Below are 18,344 nucleotides of genomic sequence, written 5' to 3'. Positions count from 1 at the left end.
AAAAATAGGATTATTTAGTCGAATGGCTAATGGATTTATAACTTCTTTACTGACAGATTTTGCCAGCCGCTGCCAACTGGAGTCGCTGGTTTTTGATGAGGATGATTGTTGTCATCTACTCATTGACCAAAACACAGCAATCACAATTCGCGCACAAGAAGATCGCCTGACACTTATTGGGCTGATTTCAGGCGATAAGCCGAGTGATGATGTTTTGCGTCAACATATGAAAGATGCCTTAACGCAAGGCTCTCCAGCGGTATTCTGGGAGGCAGAAACGGGATACATCGGTTTCACACACCTGCACCAGCAACTGTTAACTGCTTCTTTTCTTGATGAATCATTAGCGAATTTCATCGAATGGCTAAAAAGTGCGAACACGCAAAAAGTAATCAATAAAACAACCGAAGTCCCGGTAACGAGTACTACTCATTTTTCCACATTAAGGGTTTAAAACATGATCAGTTTTGGAAGTGTTAGCGCATTGCAGGTTGCCATGCCGCAAGCTCGCAACGAGATACTAAACGAAGGCAAGCTGAGTATTGGTGGCAAAGAATACCAAATCAACGCAGCGACCCAAGAATTTACTCGTACCAATCCTACTAATGGTGCGGTAGCGCGATTTTTTGAAGCGACAGGAAAATTGTTTCGCGAAGGCAGCTCACAATCGGTTGCGAAAGCCCTTACAAAAGCCGTATTTGATAATGAGCAAGGCCAAGCTCAGCGTTTACGAGCTGCTTCTTCTGTTGAGCATGGACAAATGTTCTTCAAAGATGGAAACATAAAAACCGCATCAGATGTATTAAATGCATTCGCAAAATTGGATAGCAAAACGGTCCAATCGCACTCTGCTGAGCTAAACCAGTTAGCGGAGCGAGCAATGACAGAATCAATGCTAGAAACCGATTCTGGTAAAAACCTCACATCACTGATTGGCGAAAGTGCAGCGAAGTCGCTTGCTGGACGTGTAGTAAAAGACTATGGCGGTGGTGTGTCTGCAGCGCAAAAAAATCCAGCAGGTAGCATCACTCAAATGCAAGCGGTGTTTGATATGGAGGTGATGCATCTTAAATCGGCGCAACGCCATATCGAAGGTCTAGCAAGCACCGATCTAAGCCAAGGTGTATACGCTGAAGGACTGGCAGAGGATGCGTTTAACAAAAGTGGCGTCACCGATAATGTCGAACGAGCTGCGGCGTGGATCATTAATGCTTCTAACTCTAAAGGAAACGATGCCGAAAACATTACGTCTTTACTTAAAGAATACGCGTCTAATGGTAAAGACTTATTGAATATGGACAACTTAAAAGAGCTACACGCTCGATTGGTACCTGATGTTGAACGTGACTACCGAGGGCCAAATATTTCGGGTGGTACTTTGCCTTCAAGTATTGGCGGTGAGGGGATGCTAAAGCAGCACATTGAAGGATTTTTGAAAGAAAACCCAGTGGCGGATAAAGACCTGGGTAAACACTTGTTTGCAGGAGTCATTGGGTATCACGGGTTCACCGATGGAAACGGTCGCATGGGACGCATGCTATACGCGATAGCAGAACTTCGTAACGACTCATTCAATCCTTTGGCTATGAACGCAGAGAACAGCCTTCACGGCATCAAGTAATTTTTCTCTTCTATTCCAATTTTAGAGCGGCGATTGCCGCTCTTTTCTTATTTCTTTATCCAACTTACTCTTCATTTTTCTACCTCGCTAAAACGGCTAATAGCAATAAAATTGAGACGTTTAAATAAAGCTCTTGTGTCTATCACGCCATAAAATCGCTCTTATCCTTATGAGCTTATTTAAATAAGCCGTTATACCCAAGTCGTCTCGCTGCATCATATATTTCGAGGCTACTTAGGTATATTAAATTAGACAGGACACAACATGGATACAGGAAAGATTAATATGCTTCTCTCTGAACTGGGAGAAGTGCTGAACCTTGAGCGCGTGACAGCGTATGACGATCAAATGTGGTCACTGCATTTTGCTGAAAATAACAGTGTCGATGTTCTGCTTGTGGAGGAAAAAGGCGAGTTGTTGATTTCTAAAAACCTGCACATAGAACAAGAGGATATTACGTTAGACAAACTTCAAGTTTTACTTGAATACAACTTCTTATATCGAGAAACCGGCGGTGTGCAGTTTTGCGTTAATCCAACCACTAAAGATGTGGTTCTTCAGGTTGCCATCGCGGCCGAGAGTGAACTCACCAATATTGCTAACTTAATGATCCAACTGAATGAGCTAGTGGATACTTGGGCTCAGCTATTTCAGAACAATACGGTTGTAGATTTTAGCCAAACAGACGTACACGCATTTATTCAGGTTTAAGGCATCAAACATGGTCAATATTAATACATCACACATGCATTCGTTGAGTCAGTTAACGTCCCATTTGGCGACACAAAATCAAGCTGACGATAAAGAGGTTCGAGCGCATAATGGCAAAGATATTTTTGTTAAAGAAGGGGCGCCTAAAAACAAAAGCGTCAGCGCGCGTATTAGCCACCAGAATAAAGCGAAAGACATTGTGGTGAATCTGCTCACGAAGCAGGGCATTCCTAAAGACGTTGCGAAGCTGATGCTACAAAATGTGTTGAACGGTGAAAACAAGTTAACGCTCGGTAGTCTGAAAAATCTTGAGAGATTGTCGTCTGGTCCTAGCTCACATTGGCCAGCCGCACAAACGGCCTCTTCTTCTAAAGCGAATAAAACCTCATCGAGTGTAGCGCTGATCAACGAACATAAAACTAACCTTCAAAAGCTTGGTGATTTTGCCTGTACAGACTTAAATACATTTGGTGTAAAAGGTTCGCAGTTTTATGAAACCAAAGGAAAGCCTAGACTAGAAGCGCTTCACGCGAATCAAGCGCGAATCATGCAAGATCAACGAGCGACTATGTCCGCAAACGGAGTTCAAGCTGCAGCACAAAGAGGAACCGCACCGCAATTAAGCACTCTACAGAACATTGCTAAGGCAGTACAAAACGCGAAAGCCGGCTGCTGTACTACATTTGCCTTTGCTGCCGCAGCGGAGATGATTCAAGGCATGTCAGGCACACCTGAAGGTGAGCCTAAAGTCGAAGTGGTTGCGTTTAAAAAGGGTCATTCAGGTACACACCTTTATGTACTGGTTGGTCGACAAGAGGGGAGTGATATTAAAGAGCCCTCAACATGGAGTAAGGATGTGAAAATTGTTGATCCTTGGGCCACATCCGCATTCGGTGCACCAATGTTTGGAGATGCGCAACGACCACCTGTTTCGAATATGTTCCCGCCAACAGAAGTCATTTTTGATAGTCATAAACTGGGTTAGTCGCTCTGCAAAAGAAGTAAGCAAATACATAATGCTAGTCATCCAACCTTTATTGAAAGAGCAGCCCTGAGCTGCTCTTTTTGATTACTCTGGCAACTCGTTTTTAGAGCGAGATTTCTGCGAAAAACCTCACAATGAAGGCGAAAAAGTGACAAAAATAAAGCCATTACCGACATCGTTCAATCTGCAATCGTTGTTCAATAGAGTTATTGAAACAAAAGGAAAAAGTTATGAACACGATTCAACAACTGCTCTTGGAGTTTTGCCAACTCAATGAGTTGCCCGAACTGAATTTTGAAGACAATGAACGTTGTCAGCTACTGGTCGATGATCGCTACATGCTGTATTTCATCGCGACAGATACGGATGATTTAATGTTGTCCGTGACGTTCGGAGGATTAGAAAAGTCGGGCGAACAAAGACTCAAAGGTTTAGAGCTTCTTGCTCATGCTAATTATCAGGGCATCGGTAGTGGCTGCCTTGCACTTGCTTTAGCCCCAAATGGTCGACAGCTTGTCTTAGCGGGACGTAAACCAGTTGAGCACCTAAACACGACGAATCTTACTGCTTGGTTTCATGAGGTTATTGAACAGACTGAACTGTGGCAAGCGCGTTTTGCAATGTTGGATCAAGCGATTCCAACCACCCCTAATCATGAACAAGCTCATGTTCAATCACTTCGTGTGTAGGAGAGAAAAATGGTCAATACAACGCAAAAAATCAGCCAAAGCCCAGTACCTGATCTAGAACAGTTTCGTGCAGTCGCTGCGCAAAAAGATGACCGAGTGATCAGTAAAAGAGGTGAGGTAAAAGAACCTTCAACGTTCCACAAAGGCCACAAGTTTGCTTCTATCCACGAAGGCGTGTTGAGAAGCAAATACACTAAGTTTTTCCAAGAAAACATCAAAACTCACCTTGATTTGAAACAGGCACTACTTAAACAAGAAAAGCCTGAGGTTGCCTTGCTAGCTTACTCGTTGGTTAGCCCTTCTGGTTATCGCGGTGAGCCGCTTACTGAGCGCAAAATCCTAGAAGTTGTCAGCTTGTTGGATGAAGTCAAGGTGAGCAGCGATACGTACCAGCAGCTTAAAAATACGTTTGATGCGATCAGCAAAGATCCGCGTATGCAGGTGAGTTTAGAGGCTCAGTACCCGGGGAAAATGGATGGTTTTGGTGCCGAACTGTTACAGATGGGCAAAGAAAAACTGAAAGGTTCTGGCGTTAATGCAGTCATCAACCTAGCTTTGCCTGGCGTAGGGCTATTAATTTCAACAGGACGCGAGCTGCACAAAGCGGCAGTCAATGGCGATGCTGAAGCTTACCACCATCAGCTGGAGCAAATTTCGCAGCTTCCAGGGCGAGACCAACGTCTCTCTATGCCGATGCAACAAACATTGGCTCAAGGTCATGCAATGTTATCAGCTGAAGGTGCAGTTGGGGCAACATTGGGCATGGCGACAGGGAGCTTGGGTACTTTTGGGGTGAGCTCCGTAGCGACAGCGGGTGTTACGCCGATAGCAAAAGAAGCCATTGGCTCGGCTGCCACGACTGGCATCATCAGTGGTGGTGGTTTTGTTGCGAATCAAGCTGGAGCATACGGGTTAAATACGGAAGTAAAAGAACAACTCATGCAAGGTGAGATGTCTGGTGTTTTACCAAGGCTTGAAGTTTCTAATGCCAAAGGAGACTTTACCTTCAGCATGCAAGATCCGGCTTCTGTACGCGCATTAATGGCGTACCTTGGCCCTAAAGAGAACACGGCGATGACATCACCTCAAGCGCCTAAAGAAGCACAAGAGATGGAAGCGGCTCGCTTAACGTTGAAAAAGATGTTGGGCTCAGAGTCAGGTGAACACTTAGTCCCTGACGTTGATTCTATCTTGAAGTTAAGTCCAGAAGATGCGCCAAGTAAAACTGAGGCAACTGCTCATAGTGCGTTTAAAAAGCTATTGGGCGAAGATTGGGATTGGCTCATGCCTGCAGTTCGAGCGATCGATAAAGGTGAGGCGAGTCAAATCAATGAAAAGCTGACTTACAAACTGCCACTTGATGCAGAAAATGGACGAGTATACCTTGATAAATGCCCAAACCTGAGTGACGCTCAGTTGGATGCATTAGATAAACTGGGCTCACCAAGTCAATTGCGACTGATGTACTTAGCGGAAGGTTGGGTTTAATTGAAAGTAAGGGAGCAGATGCTCCCTTACCGTATATGGTGTTTTGCCGGATGTTTATCTAGGCGTTAAATTGGCCTACTGATTTCGCTTAAAAAAGCGCTCGGCATTAGCAAATAGAGATTCACAGTGCTTTTTCTGCTTGTCGTAGTCAGCCGAACCTTCTGGCATTGCGTCTAATACTTCTTTTGCGCTGTGGTATTCTTTTACCATCAACTCAAATTTATCTTCATAATTGCTTTTTTTATTCTTTTTTTGAAAGCTATCTCGTTTTTTTCTCATTTTTATTCCTCTAGAGCGTGTTTATAAAAGGTCAATCTAATTAACCTCTACTTTTATAGGAATAACGAAGTCAAAATGGTTTAAATTAAGTCTAAATATTCCATTGTCATCGCGCTGATTAATATATTTCACCGCTAATGACTATTCCTAAATAGTGATGATATATACACGACGTGGCTATGCGCGTTATGTCTTATTTTGACGATTACTGATTGTTTTTATAAGGTTAAATTCCTTATAAACCTATCGATGTAAAGACAGCGCGTTGTAGTAACCATGCTAAGAGAGCTAACTCTCGTTCGTATTTAAATCAAAACTGAGGCTATTTAATGGAAGATAAAGAATAAGTTGCTACAGGAGTTGAGTAACGAAATGACTCGAAAGAAAACTAAGAAGAGACTCGAACTAAATATTTCATCAATAGCTCACGGTTAGGAGCTGAGCTCACTATACACCGATTATAAGAAATAGATAGGACTTTCTATTTTTCTTCAGACAAAACCGTCCATGAAGGAAGCTTGCGCGTTGCAAAGCAATACCTAAAGATACAAAGGCATGCGTACATGCCTTTGTATTTGTGCCTAGCACACTTGGCGCTATGGTAGGTAGGCGCCGCCACATACTGGATTGTATGTGCCCGTGATATGTCCGCTTTTTTCACTTGCCAAGTAGCTCACGGTGTTTGCTACGTCTTCAGGTGTGGCAATTTTCTGCGTTGGTGTGAACATTCGAATGGTTTCTTTAAACTCTTCAGGAGCACCTTTTGTTGCGTCTGTTTCTACAAGGCCCGGAGCAACGACATTAGACGTAATCCCGAAAGGACCAAGTTCTTGAGCGAGGTATTTACTAAAGCTATCAAGTGCACCTTTTGCACTACCATGAGCAATAAAGCTTGGTGCAGGAGCTTCTGATAAGGTGCTAGAGATAAAAATTAAGCGACCAAACTGGTTGGCTTTCATGTTTTCTACCGCCAATTTTGCCGTTTGATATGCAGCGTGCATTTCGTCATTTAGCTTTTGTGCAAACTCTTCCCACGACTGCTCCGTGAAAGGTTTAGCGGTAAAGCTCATGTTTGCGTTTGAGACAAGAACATCAACGCCACCATGTTCATTTGCGATGCTGTCGAACATTCCTTGTATTTGTGCGTCATCTCGAACGTCAGCTTTTAAAGTGTACGCCTCACCATCGGCGTTTTGAATTTCTTGAGCTAACGCTTCCGCGACCGCAGCACTATTTACGTAGTTGATAAAAACTCGGTAACCATCTGCAGCGAGTGCTTTTGCTGTTGCTGCACCAATTCCACGAGCGCCACCTGTAATTAAAGCATTGCGTTTTGTCATCGTATTTCTCCAAGGTTGAGCCTGACTGTTAAACCAGCTTCTGTCGCAACGTACGCTGATAAGTTAAATTTGTCCGTTAAGCTTGCGTAAGTTCGCTACCACGCTAGAAAGTTGCTGTTTGCTGTTGTCTAGGTCGGCATCAGCAAGGTTCTGTTGGGCTTCTTGCAGTACTAGCGAAGCGATATTTGCACATGTATCAACGGTGTCTAAAGATTTTTCTGTTAGCACGACTAACTTACTTCGACTATCCGTTGGCGAAGGTTTCCTCTCTGTCCAACCGCGCTTTTCAAGCCCATCAATTGAGCGACTGACGCTCGATTTTTCTAAGTACAACAGTTCACAAATCTGACTTTGAGAAAGAGCACCGTTGTTTCGCAACAGCAACACGACACCCCATTGTTCTGCTGTCATATCAATACCAGCATCTTTGAAACGGGTAGTGAGTAATCGGTTAAACAGGCGACTAGCAAGCCCCGTAAGGTGACCGAGAGACTGATGATGGTTGTATTGGGACATGGAAAATTTCACCAAATAACATGAACGAACAATATGGTTGTATACACAACTATATTGAGCGATGTCAAATTCGTTTGAAGAAAATGCTACTAGCTTGTGCTTATCGTTGGGTTGATGTGTCAGATTGAGATGCTAATGAAAATTGGTGAGGTAGCTTCGAAAACTTTGGCCAGTCAAGTTGTTTGCGATTGATGCGCCGAGTTGGGGAGCAGGCTTCAATAAAGGTAGGGGAGTTGCAGTCCTCTCTTTATTTATTCAGTTTAAATGTGTTTTTTTATTTACATTACAGATGGTTAGGTTTTAATTCTCTTCATTCAAAACACTTTTCTCAAGAAGTTCATGATAAATCAATGAGATTGATCTTTTTTGATTGGCAATGATCAAATGTATCTTTACTAAAACTGTACGGTACAGTGCAGTTTGTGAAAATCATAAAATGGGTTTCAAACATGAAGAAGAAAGTTATCGCCTTGTCGCTTGTTGTTGGTTCGTTATTTGCTGCTGGCTGTGCCTTATACCAGCCGAATACTGTAATGACGGATAACGCATATGTTCATTCAGACGTTACGGCCATTTCACCTGAGGTTGGGGGGCAAGTAAGCGAAATCTTTGTCAAAGATAACCAGTGGGTAAGAGAAGGAACTCCTTTGTTTGTCATTGATGATGAAGACTTTATTGCCAACCAAGAAATTGCTCGAGCAGCACTAGATGTTGCGAAATCTGAGCTTACTGCAAATCAAATCAAAACGGATATGCAGTTAATGAAAATTGAGCAGGCGAAGCAAGGTATTCGCCGCGCGAGTGCAAATGCCGAACACCAAGCGGCGGAGTTTCAACGTCTTTCTCGTTTGGTACAAAAGCAATCTGTGAGCAAAAATCAGTTTGAAGCACAAAAAACGCGATCTATTGAAGCAAGCAGTAATCTTGAAACCGCTAAATTGGGCTTAGCTGCTGAGCAAAAACAGCTCGACACATTGATGACCGAGAAGTTGCAACTGACAGCACAGCGTAAAAAAGCAGAAGCAAACTTACAACTGGCTAATATTTCACTGGAAAGAACCACGGTGCGTGCGCCATTCGATGGCTATGTGGCAGATAGGCAAGTGCAAGTCGGCAAGTTTGTACAACCAGGAATGGGGCTCATCGTGATGGTGCCAGATTATGTTTGGATAGAGGCAAACTTTAAAGAAACACAACTTGAGAACGTTGTGCCTGGGCAAGAGGTTGAAGTGGTATTGGATATGTTTCCAAACCATCCATTGCATGGCCGTGTTTCTTCGATCACTCCGGCGACTGGTGCACAGTTTAGTTTATTGCCACCTCAAAATGCGACAGGCAATTTCGTAAAAGTAGTACAACGTGTACCAGTACGTATTGAGCTAGAGATCCCTCAAGAGTTGAGTCAACGAGTCTATCCGGGGTTGTCTGCAGAAGTATCGATCGAGACCGCGGCACAAGGTTAACTGCAATGGAAAAACGTTCACCGCTGCTGATTTTGACGCTTTTTGCGATTGCTGCTTTTGGTATTAACTCCGTGATGTTTACCGAGTTATCGTATGAGATGGCGGCAACGTCAGGCTTATCTGTCGATGAAGTTGCTCTGGTTAAAGTCGGCTTTATGATTACCCAGGTATTAGGTTTTATATTCACACCAATATTGGTGCGTAGATTGGGTACGTTAACTCTCTTACATGCCATTTTATTGGTAGGCCTAGCGAGCAATCTTGTCCTTTACTGGGGCGGACAGCAAGAACTGGTGTTCACTCTGACTTGGCTCTCGAGTGGCTTTTTTATGAGCATGTTAATGGTGGTATTAAACCTTTACCTGCTCCACTTTTTTGAACAGCGTTGGCTACCAGCCATTATTGCTTTAACGTTAGTATTCTCAACCTTGCTACCGATCGGCGCTTACCCTTGGGTAGTGGCCAATATTGTCGAAATCTTTGATTGGTCACTGTTGTGTGTCGTGTCGGCTTGGCTGTACTTCTCTGCCTTGGTAATTGCATGCATCTACAATCCTAAGTCGATTCAAATCGAGGCCGAAGCCAAGTCGGGCTGTTGGTTTTATTTAGTTTTTGCCCTGACAATAAGTATCGTTGTATTTCTATTGATGAGAGGCAGTTATTACAACTGGTTTGACTCGGAATGGTTTGTTAAAGCCTCTTCGATTGCCGCAGCTCTGACTTTATTAGTGGTGTATTACTTTGTGAAAACCAGTCCTTTAAATACAGCATCAATACAGCTGCATAGTAAGTTGAAAACTAATGTTTTTATGTACAACGCTTTTTTGGCAGGTTTTGCTGTTATGGCGAGCAATGTGTTGTTTACTAGCTTTTTGAAAATGGCGTTGCAGTACAACAACCTTAATGCTGGATATGCCCAATTACCGGCATTTTATGCCATGCTAGGTGGTATGCTAGTCAGTGTGCTGGTGTATTACTTCCGCCGTCCATTAGCGGATGCAGTCGTCCCGTTTGGTGTGGTGATGATTATACTTTCGGTACATATGTTTAGTCAGTTACCTAGCTTTGCTGGTACGGAATCTTTGTCCGTTCCGATGATGTTGCGTGGGTTTGGTGTCGGCTTATTGAATGTGTCTGTGACCATTGCAGTCTTGATGTACTTCCAGGTCGGGCAGCGTTTAGAAGGCATCGCCAATTTCTACCTCTTTCGTACCATTGGCGGTGTGATCGCTGGTGCCGTGTTCTCACGGGTAATGCAAAGCCATAGTGCACAAGCTGCTGGAGAGATTGGCCGAACGCTAGATGATGTGAATCATGCTTTTGGTGCTTATAAAAATGCGTTGAGCAGTACGATTCTGACTCATGGACACTTGCCAAATTCGGCATTAGGAATGAGCCAAATTAGTTCTGTTGTCAAAGAGCAGGCGACCACTCTCGCACTAAGTAATTCATTATTGATGTTTATTATCTCGGTCTTTGCTCTCGCGCCAATCTTAATAATCGGTAAAAAACTGGCGGCGAAGCGAGAGATTCACTAAGCCATAGAAACAAGAAGGGAGCGATGATGCTCCCTTTTATATTCAGTGAGTTTATCTTTGGTATAGATTTAGGAAGGCGGTGACCGCTTTTTTCGTATGTGCATCTAACTCTTCATCTGTCGGAAAATCGAAGCCAATTAGTGCCATGTTCTGGTAATCAAGTTTAATTAATGCAAGTAGTTGCTCACAAGCGAGGTCGGCATTTTCAACATCGAGTTGTGAGCTGACAGTTTCACTCTTTAAAAAGTCGATGAGGTATTGATGAATGCGATGCGGCCCTGTCTGCCAGAATTGATTTGGTACGGAATCATGTTTGTTGAAGTCAGCCGAAACGATCCGATAAAGTGATAGCATAGGATTGGAGCATACACCTTTTAGGTACTTCTTGGCGAAGTCATTCAATGTTTCTTGTAAAGGCGCCGATTGCTTGTCGGCAAGCTGGAAGACGGACTCTAAGCTGGTTTTGGTATTGTATGCTAAAACTTCAACAAATAACCCTTCTTTGTTCGAAAAATAGCGATATAACGTCTGCTTTGAGCCTCCACAAATCGCGACGATTTGATCGAGTGATGTGTCTTTGTAACCTTGCTTTATAAAAAGGTCAGTGGCAACTTTGATGATTCGAGTTCGTTTCTTTTCGGTAGATATGCGCATAAATAAATCAACCTAAGCAAAAATCCACCTTTGTTGTGGCTGGCGAGGTTTCTTACCGAGCTTTAGGTGGTTTAGAGGTGAAAGTAAAACTGTCCAGTACAGTACCACTATTGACGTTAGTAAACACGACTTTTCATGAACCAAGTGCTTCATTGGGACAAGCAAAAGTAGGCAAATTCGATATGCTGAAATCTATAGCGAAGGATGACACATTTAAAAATCTCATTACGTATAGAAAAGTGATAACCGTTCTTCGTACGATAGCCTTTACTCTCGAAATCATGTTAGTTCAGCGTCTTATCCGACTCCAATGATGCCAACCAACGAAGTACTTCGGCGGTTGCTTCAATAAGATCACTTGGGATGTACTGGTCGACGTTGCCGTCCGCGTATAGTGCGCGAGCAAGAGGGACTTTTTGCATCACAGGCACACCTTCCTCTTTGGCGATTGCGATCATACGTTTGGCTACCGCATCGGTTTCCATCAAGGTGATGACGGGCAGGGGCGTTTCGCCTTTTTTGTAGTACAGACCAACCGCGATATGCGTTGGGTTTGTTACCAACACATTGGAGCGTTTAACATTTTCTCGTTGATTGGAGGCTTGTAGCTCTTGATGTAGCTGACGACGTTTACTTTTGATTTCTGGGCTGCCTTCCATCTCTTTGTATTCGCGCTTCACTTCGTCCTTGCTCATTTTGAGTTTCTTCGTGTGGTCAAATTTTTGGTACGCAAAATCAGCTGCAGCGATGACGATGAAACCTACCGAAGAGATAATCATTAATTGTTTAATCATGACGCCAGTAATGGTCGGGACACATTCTAGCCCGCAAGTTGGAATTTGCATCAAAGCGTTGATGTTACCGCGTAAGGTCACCCAGATAATGCAGGAAAGAAGAGAGACTTTAAGGATCGACTTGATAAACTCAATCACACTCTTAAGCGAAAAAATGCGTTTGGCACCTTCGACGGGATTGATCTTTTTGATGTCGGGTTTAACGGATTCACCACTAAATAGAAAGCCGAACTGCCCCATATTGGAAAAGATGGCGACGAGTGCAGCAACCAGAATAATTGGGGCGAGTAGATAGGCAATTTCTTTTGCGATGGCAATAGCGACATCGACTAGCGCATCTTGGAAGCCCTGATAAGCAAGCTTACTTGGTAGGAGAATAAGCGCTGAGATGTGCGACATGTAATAATCGGCGAACGCAAACAGTACAATTATGAGCGCCAAAATTAATGCAGACGATACGATTTCTTGGCTTTTGGCTACCTGACCTTTCTGCCTGGCATCGCGTAACTTTTTTGCGGTGGGTTGCTCTGTTTTTTCTGCGCTCATAAAGAATCCTAAGCGTTATTGCCAAATGGTATTGAGTTGTTCTGCGAATCGGGTAATGCCGTAAAACTGTACTTCAAAGTGATCCATCATTAACCCGAGATACACGATCAGTAAAACACTCGCGATGGCACTTTTTATTGGCATGGCAAGGAAAAAAACATTCAATTGCGGTGCAAAACGACTGATAAGCGCCAGACCAAACTCAGCAAGAAACATTGCCAACACTAATGGGGCTGACATCAGCACACCAAGCCACATAAGCTGTTCAAATTGTGCGTAGAAGAAGCTCACCCATGCATCACTAACGGTTGGGAAAAAGTCCACGATCGGCCAAGATGTGTAGCTTTTGAATAACGCATAGATAAAAGTGACAAAGCCCCCGCCAGAGAAGAACAGGGTAATCAACGTTTGGGTCAGTAACACTGCGGTTGGCGTCGATTGCGAGCCTAGCGTTGGGTTAAACATACTTGCCATGGCAGCACCACGTTGGTTGTCGACCAGAAAGCCAGCCGCTTCTATTGCCCAAAAGGGGATAGCAGCAACAAACCCGATCAATAGCCCAATTAATACCTCCTTACCCAAAATCACTATCAGCCAAATACCGTCGGTTTCTGCGGGCAAGCTTTGCTTATTAATCATCGGAAATATAAACAATGCGAGTGAGCAAAGCACACCATTTCTCACCATGGTGCCGCCTAGCATTTGCTTGCTCAAAATAGGCAAAAAGATGAAGCATGCCATTAACCGAGGTAACGTCAGGCTATACAAAAATAAAGCCTGGTGTAAGTCGTGATAACTCATCGTATTTGAGGAATTTTATCCATGGCAAGCGAGGCGAAGGCGTGGAGCTCTGCCCCTAGCCACTGCGTTGTGACGAACAGCGTAATAATGACCGCGATAAGCTTGACCACAAAGCCTAACGTTTGTTCTTGGACCTGAGTTAACGCCTGAATAAGCGACACCAATGTACCAACCAACGCTGCGACTAAAATCGGCGGTAACGACAAGTACAAAACTAGGGTTAATGCTTGAGTCGTGAAATGAATGATTTCTGCAGAATGCATACTTTCTCCGTGATTAACCGTAACTCAGCACTAAGCCGTGAGTGAGTTTCGTCCAGCCGTCAAGCAAGACAAAGAGTAACAATTTGAAGGGGAGGGAAATCGTCATTGGCGATACCATCATCATGCCCATGGCGAGCAAGATATTCGATACAATTAGGTCGATAGCGATGAACGGTAAGTACAATAGAAAGCCAATTTCAAAAGCACGGGTAAGCTCACTGACCGTAAACGCTGGCAGCAACAGCAACAAGCTATCTGACTCTAAACGGTCCACGTACTTTTGAGGCCATAATGTGCGCGCAGCATCGGTAAAGAATATGGCTTCGGTTTCCCGAATATGTTTTTTCAAAAACTCTCGATAAGGCTGTAAACCGCTTTCAATGAGGCCTTCTACACTTGCAGAATCTTCGAGGGAGATATCATGCTGCTTTACGTAGTCGTAGGTTTCAAAACCGACGGGAGCCATGATGAAAATAGACAAAATGATCGCCAATCCGTACAGCGCCATGTTCGGTGGAATTTGCTGTACACCGAGAGCGTTACGCAGCAGTGAGAATACAACGGCGAGTTTTACAAACGACGTCGCCATCATCGCGATAAATGGGATCAGTGCCAGCAGTGCTAAGCTGACAATGAGATTGAGCTCGTCAGGTAACTGGATCATGCTGGCTCCTGCGTGCCACCAAACAGTTCCAGTACGCGCACACCTAAATGCTCATTAACATTAACCAGTTCACACTCACCGACGATTTTGCCGTTGGCACGCAATGTTACCGGCTTAGATACAGGTTGGTTTAGCTCGAATACGTACCCAGGCTGAAGCTGGTTAAGCTGTTCTAGAGTGATGGTTTGATGGCCGATATCAAACGTGAGTTCCACGGGCAGTTGCTGGTGGTCGGTTAACATTTCTGAAGTGTTTACGTCATTCATATTGGTTTCTTTTTCAATAATGTGAAGAATTTGGTCATCCAGTTGGCAGCGCCAGAGATTCTGGTTAGATACTTGAAAAATGGCTTGTTGTTGGGCGATATAACAATCGTCAAAAAAGATCACATCTCCCAGTTCGAGCGAATTAAATTCGCTTAACATTAAATGGGTCTTTCCAAGGCTTAACCACACAGGTAAAGCGAGATGTCGCGCCTGAAGAGCAGCGCTGTTTGGTAGTGCATCCAACAGCACGTTTGCTCCTTCGCTAACCCACAAACAAAGAGAGCCGTTAGGTTTATTGAGGGTTAACATCAAGGTATGCTCTTGAACTTGGCTCGACTCTAACGGTTGTAACTGGCTAAGAATGGGCAACTGACCAAATAGTGCTTTGAATGCCTCACTATGCGGTTCAATCTGAGAACTCAAAAGTGCTAACTGGAGCGAGTTGGGCAGTGACTCGAATGCAGTGGCATTCAGAGTAGACTCAAGCCATTTCTGGAGTTGCGCACGACAAAAATCCACTTGGATCGTTTGCCCTCCAATCAACGTGGTTAAACGGAATCCTTCAAATGAAGGGATTTGAGAAACAGTAATCGATACGCTCTGACCATCAGCCCCTTGGAAATGGCATTGCTTTGCACAAAGTTGATTACTGAGCGCAATACTGTCTGAATCGACTTTGGGTATCGTTAACGGCGTCATAGGTCATTCTCCGCTTGCCATTCTTCATACACGCTACGTTTCTGGCGTGAGTGTTGTTGTTCATGTTGTTGTTGATCGAGCTGTTGAGTTTGTTCGCTGATCGCTAGACGAAGTGGCTGATCACCGCCAAATCGATTTAGGCGTTCGGCAAGATCTTGTCTAGCTTGTTGGCTAATAATGGAAAGGGCATGCTCTTGTCGAATCGTCACGCTATAACCTTGCGCGTCCAACTTGATGTGGATTTCGCCACCTTTTAATTGTCCTTCACTCAGAAACAGCCGAACCTCTTTGTTGTCCGATGCGGTTGGCAGCGAAACATAGATTTTGTCCACCAATTGTTGGAGTAACGTGTTTACTTCTCGTACAGGGGCCGGCTGAGCCTGTGAAGCAACACTCTTTAAAATGACATCGCCTTGTGTTGCCGCGCTCGCAAGGTGTTGAGGTTCTGCTTTTTCGTCATCCGCTTTAACGGCCACTAGTGCGCTTTTCGTCTCGACTTTCTCAAGCGATTTAGTTTCAGAACGACTATCGGTTTTATCTGTTAGTTTGCCTGTGTCTTGTAGTCGCTGCGTTGCACGCTTATTGTGTGTCGTTTCGGTTTGTTTCGTCGTGAAGTTAGCATTGTTAATTGCATCTTGAGCGAGCGATTTCCCTACGGCCTTTTTAGGGAGAGAACCGTCGAGAGAAGCTTGTGCTTGAGAATGGGGGCCAACGCGCTCAATCGAGGATGAGTTTGGAGCCTGATCGCTCTCAAGTTTCTTATCTTTCTCATGCAATTTACTGTTTTCAATTAGGTGTTCTTCGCTATTTGTTGCGTCGTCTTGTGGTTTCTCTACGCCTCTCTTGGTGACGACGTCACTTTTGCCTTTTGATGTGGCGGTATTTCTATAAGTGCTGGCTTCTTGGTTAGAAAGTTTCGATTGTTTGTCTAGGCTTTGAGATGCTTCATGTCTTAACGGAAGGCTCTCGTCTCTGCTCTGAGTGTCTTTTTTGCTCGCAACGGTAGATTCTTCTTCCTTGCTAGGTTTCTCCGTCATTGCACGCTCGAACTGTGACTGAAGCTCAGCCTCTCGCTCCAGGGGCTTTTTTTCTGGCGTTGATTTGTACAGCGTATTCGGTGTTTCTTCTGTTGGAGTAATGCGCATAATGAACCTTTAAATAATATCGACAGTGCGAAACTCTTCTTGTTCGAGTTCTTCTTGGTATTGTCTTTCTCGCGACTGTTCCGCGAGTTCTTGTTGTTGCAACTGAACGAATTTTTCTTTGGTTTTATGGGCTTGCCGTGCCTCTTTTTGTTTTTCTTTAAGTACCGAACGTTCGTACTCAAGCGCTTTTTTTGCTTCGGCAACGCGCTGTTTAAGCTCGGCTTCTCGCTCTCTCAACAACGCGATTTCTTGTCTCAATGTTTCCAACTCTTTGAGAACGAGTGTGTGTTGCTTTGCTTTGGCAAAACGTCGTTCTTCTTCTTCCTGACGCCAAACGTGATAGTCCGCTACGGAACGTTCGGCCTTTTGAACCTGTGCTGCCGAATTTGATACTCGGTATTCTTGGCGCTTAACGGCTTTATCCGCACGTTCCGCTCGAATTTGTTTGATCTCTAGTAACCGTTCGATCATTGGTTCGCCATCCCTTTTAGTTGAGCGATAGCACCATCAAGATCACTTGGCTCATGCGTTCCTTGACGCAAAAAGGCGCGTATATCATCACTTTGTGCAATCGCCATATCCGCTCGGCTATCCGCCCCATGCTGGTACTCGCCAATTTTGAGCAGTAGCTCAACTTCTTCGTACTTGGCTAACATTTCGCGAAGGTGAGCAGCAGACGCCTGATGATCAGGTTCAACGATTTGATTCATCACGCGGCTTGCTGAACGGAGTACATCAATGGCAGGATAATGGTTCATTGCAGCAAGCTTGCGCGAGAGAATGATGTGCCCATCTAAAATGGAGCGAGTTTCATCGGCGACAGGCTCTGTCATGTCGTCGCCTTCAACCAACACGGTGTACAGCGCTGTAATTGACCCTTTGTCAGATTGACCGGCTCGTTCCATCAGCTTTGGCAAAGCGGCAAAAACGGAAGGCGGATAGCCGCGTCGTGTTGGTGGCTCACCTGCGGCTAGGCCAATTTCTCTCTGTGCGCGGGCGAAACGCGTTACAGAATCCATCAGCAGTAACACGCGTTTACCTTGGTCACGAAAATATTCCGCAATAGAAGTGGCAACAAAAGCGGCTTTGGCACGTTCCATGGCCGGGCGATCGGATGTCGCGACCACTAAAACCGATTTGGCCATTCCTTCTTCGCCCAAGTCATGCTCAATAAACTCTCGTACTTCGCGTCCGCGTTCACCAATCAAGGCGAGAACGGTCACGTCGACGTCTGCGGATCGAATCAGTTTTGCCAGTAGGGTACTTTTACCACCGCCCGCCGCTGCAAAAATGCCCATGCGCTGACCTTCACCACAGGTCAGTAGTCCATCAATGGATCGAACCCCAAGAGAGATTGGCTTTTTAATCAGTTTACGTTGCATTGGTGGCGGTGCATCGCGATAAACCGGATACCAAGCACTTGGTTCCTGACTTTGCGTACCATCGAAAGGACGCCCAAGCCCGTCAAGCGTTGTACCTAATAGGTGATCGCCAACGCCGACCTCATGCATTTTTCCCATTGGGCTAACTTCTGTATTTGAGGAAATCCCAAACATATTTCCTAACGGTGTGAGCAGAGCGTGATGCTGTTGAAAGCCAACGACTTCCGCTAATAAAGACAGAGTTTGATCAGGATTACGCAACTCACACAGCTCACCAACACGAACGCCGGGGACAACGGCCTTGATGATGGTGCCGGTTACTTGCGTAACGCGCCCGCGAATTTGGATCAGACGAGTTTGCCTGATCGCAGATTGTTGGATATCAGTGATGTATGAGAAATCGTTCAAGGTAAAAATATGCGCAATGATTGATGTTGGGAGGATAGAAAGGATGAGGGGGTATTTATAGTGAATATCAGTCGGGAGTTTTTAGAAAACTG

General features: G+C 44.6%; 20 protein-coding genes. 8 read left to right on the top strand and 12 right to left on the bottom strand.

Going from position 1 to position 18,344, the window contains the following annotated elements:
- Window positions 1-22 precede the first annotated feature (22 nt).
- The 6 genes from OO778_RS09425 (at window position 23) to OO778_RS09400 (ending at window position 5,494) form a co-directional block, all read left to right on the top strand.
- Window positions 23-454 (top strand): CesT family type III secretion system chaperone, encoded by a 432-nt coding sequence (locus tag OO778_RS09425; protein ID WP_074191274.1) that lies wholly within the window; start codon window positions 23-25, stop codon window positions 452-454.
- Window positions 455-457: 3 nt separating this feature from the next.
- Complete coding sequence (locus OO778_RS09420) at window positions 458-1,621, top strand: VopS family T3SS effector adenosine monophosphate-protein transferase (protein WP_074191275.1); 1,164 nt, start codon at window positions 458-460, stop codon at window positions 1,619-1,621.
- Window positions 1,622-1,885: 264 nt separating this feature from the next.
- Window positions 1,886-2,332 (top strand): type III secretion system chaperone, encoded by a 447-nt coding sequence (locus tag OO778_RS09415; RefSeq protein ID WP_031780449.1) that lies wholly within the window; start codon window positions 1,886-1,888, stop codon window positions 2,330-2,332.
- Between the two features lie 10 nt (window positions 2,333-2,342).
- Window positions 2,343-3,317 (top strand): type III secretion system effector VopR, encoded by a 975-nt coding sequence (vopR, locus tag OO778_RS09410; protein WP_074191276.1) that lies wholly within the window; start codon window positions 2,343-2,345, stop codon window positions 3,315-3,317.
- A gap of 230 nt (window positions 3,318-3,547) precedes the next feature.
- Window positions 3,548-4,006, top strand: a complete 459-nt coding sequence (locus tag OO778_RS09405; RefSeq protein ID WP_074191277.1) for a CesT family type III secretion system chaperone — start codon at window positions 3,548-3,550, stop codon at window positions 4,004-4,006.
- Window positions 4,007-4,015: 9 nt separating this feature from the next.
- Window positions 4,016-5,494, top strand: coding sequence for a cation transporter (locus OO778_RS09400; protein ID WP_104969407.1), 1,479 nt, complete (start codon window positions 4,016-4,018; stop codon window positions 5,492-5,494).
- A gap of 75 nt (window positions 5,495-5,569) precedes the next feature.
- Here OO778_RS09400 and OO778_RS09395 read toward each other — a convergent pair whose 3' ends face one another.
- From OO778_RS09395 to OO778_RS09385, 3 genes are all read right to left on the bottom strand, one after another.
- Window positions 5,570-5,773, bottom strand: a complete 204-nt coding sequence (locus tag OO778_RS09395; RefSeq protein WP_005395134.1) for a hypothetical protein — start codon at window positions 5,771-5,773, stop codon at window positions 5,570-5,572.
- A 596-nt stretch (window positions 5,774-6,369) separates the two neighbouring features.
- The gene (locus OO778_RS09390) at window positions 6,370-7,113 is read right to left on the bottom strand and encodes an SDR family oxidoreductase (protein ID WP_256949065.1); all 744 of its coding nucleotides are present in this window, start codon (window positions 7,111-7,113) and stop codon (window positions 6,370-6,372) included.
- 63 nt (window positions 7,114-7,176) lie between these two features.
- Window positions 7,177-7,629: a MarR family transcriptional regulator gene (locus tag OO778_RS09385; RefSeq protein WP_005395130.1), complete on the bottom strand. Its 453-nt coding sequence runs from the start codon at window positions 7,627-7,629 to the stop codon at window positions 7,177-7,179.
- A 449-nt stretch (window positions 7,630-8,078) separates the two neighbouring features.
- Here OO778_RS09385 and OO778_RS09380 point away from each other — a divergent pair, with 449 nt between their 5' ends.
- Together OO778_RS09380 and OO778_RS09375 are read left to right on the top strand one after the other, a co-directional pair.
- A complete protein-coding gene (locus tag OO778_RS09380) occupies window positions 8,079-9,092 on the top strand; it encodes an HlyD family secretion protein (protein WP_074191279.1) in 1,014 nt (337 codons plus the stop codon).
- 5 nt (window positions 9,093-9,097) lie between these two features.
- On the top strand, window positions 9,098-10,630 hold the full coding sequence (locus tag OO778_RS09375; protein ID WP_264909431.1) for an MFS transporter: 1,533 nt from the start codon (window positions 9,098-9,100) through the stop codon (window positions 10,628-10,630).
- 51 nt (window positions 10,631-10,681) lie between these two features.
- Here the strand turns inward: OO778_RS09375 and OO778_RS09370 are convergent, their stop codons facing one another.
- From OO778_RS09370 to vscN, 9 genes are all read right to left on the bottom strand, one after another.
- The gene (locus tag OO778_RS09370; protein ID WP_053807479.1) at window positions 10,682-11,284 is read right to left on the bottom strand and encodes a TetR/AcrR family transcriptional regulator; all 603 of its coding nucleotides are present in this window, start codon (window positions 11,282-11,284) and stop codon (window positions 10,682-10,684) included.
- Window positions 11,285-11,568: 284 nt separating this feature from the next.
- Window positions 11,569-12,624: a SctU family type III secretion system export apparatus subunit VscU gene (gene vscU, locus OO778_RS09365; protein ID WP_048626449.1), complete on the bottom strand. Its 1,056-nt coding sequence runs from the start codon at window positions 12,622-12,624 to the stop codon at window positions 11,569-11,571.
- 15 nt (window positions 12,625-12,639) lie between these two features.
- Window positions 12,640-13,425, bottom strand: a complete 786-nt coding sequence (gene sctT, locus OO778_RS09360) for a type III secretion system export apparatus subunit SctT (protein ID WP_253658451.1) — start codon at window positions 13,423-13,425, stop codon at window positions 12,640-12,642.
- Window positions 13,422-13,688 carry a SctS family type III secretion system export apparatus subunit VscS gene (vscS, locus tag OO778_RS09355; protein WP_005377227.1) on the bottom strand — a complete coding sequence of 89 codons (267 nt, stop codon included), beginning with the start codon at window positions 13,686-13,688 and terminating at the stop codon, window positions 13,422-13,424. The genes sctT and vscS overlap by 4 nt, the downstream gene beginning before the upstream one ends.
- Window positions 13,689-13,701: 13 nt before the next feature.
- Window positions 13,702-14,352, bottom strand: coding sequence for a SctR family type III secretion system export apparatus subunit VscR (vscR, locus tag OO778_RS09350; RefSeq protein WP_005377232.1), 651 nt, complete (start codon window positions 14,350-14,352; stop codon window positions 13,702-13,704).
- Window positions 14,349-15,317, bottom strand: coding sequence for a type III secretion system cytoplasmic ring protein SctQ (sctQ, locus tag OO778_RS09345; RefSeq protein WP_046874924.1), 969 nt, complete (start codon window positions 15,315-15,317; stop codon window positions 14,349-14,351). Before sctQ ends, vscR begins: the two co-directional genes overlap by 4 nt.
- Window positions 15,314-16,462: a type III secretion system needle length determinant gene (locus OO778_RS09340; protein ID WP_074191282.1), complete on the bottom strand. Its 1,149-nt coding sequence runs from the start codon at window positions 16,460-16,462 to the stop codon at window positions 15,314-15,316. The genes sctQ and OO778_RS09340 overlap by 4 nt, the downstream gene beginning before the upstream one ends.
- A 9-nt stretch (window positions 16,463-16,471) precedes the next feature.
- Entirely contained in the window at window positions 16,472-16,933 is a 462-nt protein-coding gene (locus OO778_RS09335; protein WP_048626446.1) for a type III secretion protein, read from the bottom strand.
- Window positions 16,930-18,252: a SctN family type III secretion system ATPase VscN gene (vscN, locus tag OO778_RS09330; protein WP_145473971.1), complete on the bottom strand. Its 1,323-nt coding sequence runs from the start codon at window positions 18,250-18,252 to the stop codon at window positions 16,930-16,932. The genes OO778_RS09335 and vscN overlap by 4 nt, the downstream gene beginning before the upstream one ends.
- Between the last annotated feature and the right edge of the window lie 92 nt (window positions 18,253-18,344).

Origin of the sequence: Vibrio sp. STUT-A16, assembly GCF_026000495.1 — a bacterium.
GTDB classification, from domain to species: domain Bacteria; phylum Pseudomonadota; class Gammaproteobacteria; order Enterobacterales; family Vibrionaceae; genus Vibrio; species Vibrio diabolicus.
This window is presented reverse-complemented; position numbering and strand designations above follow the sequence as displayed.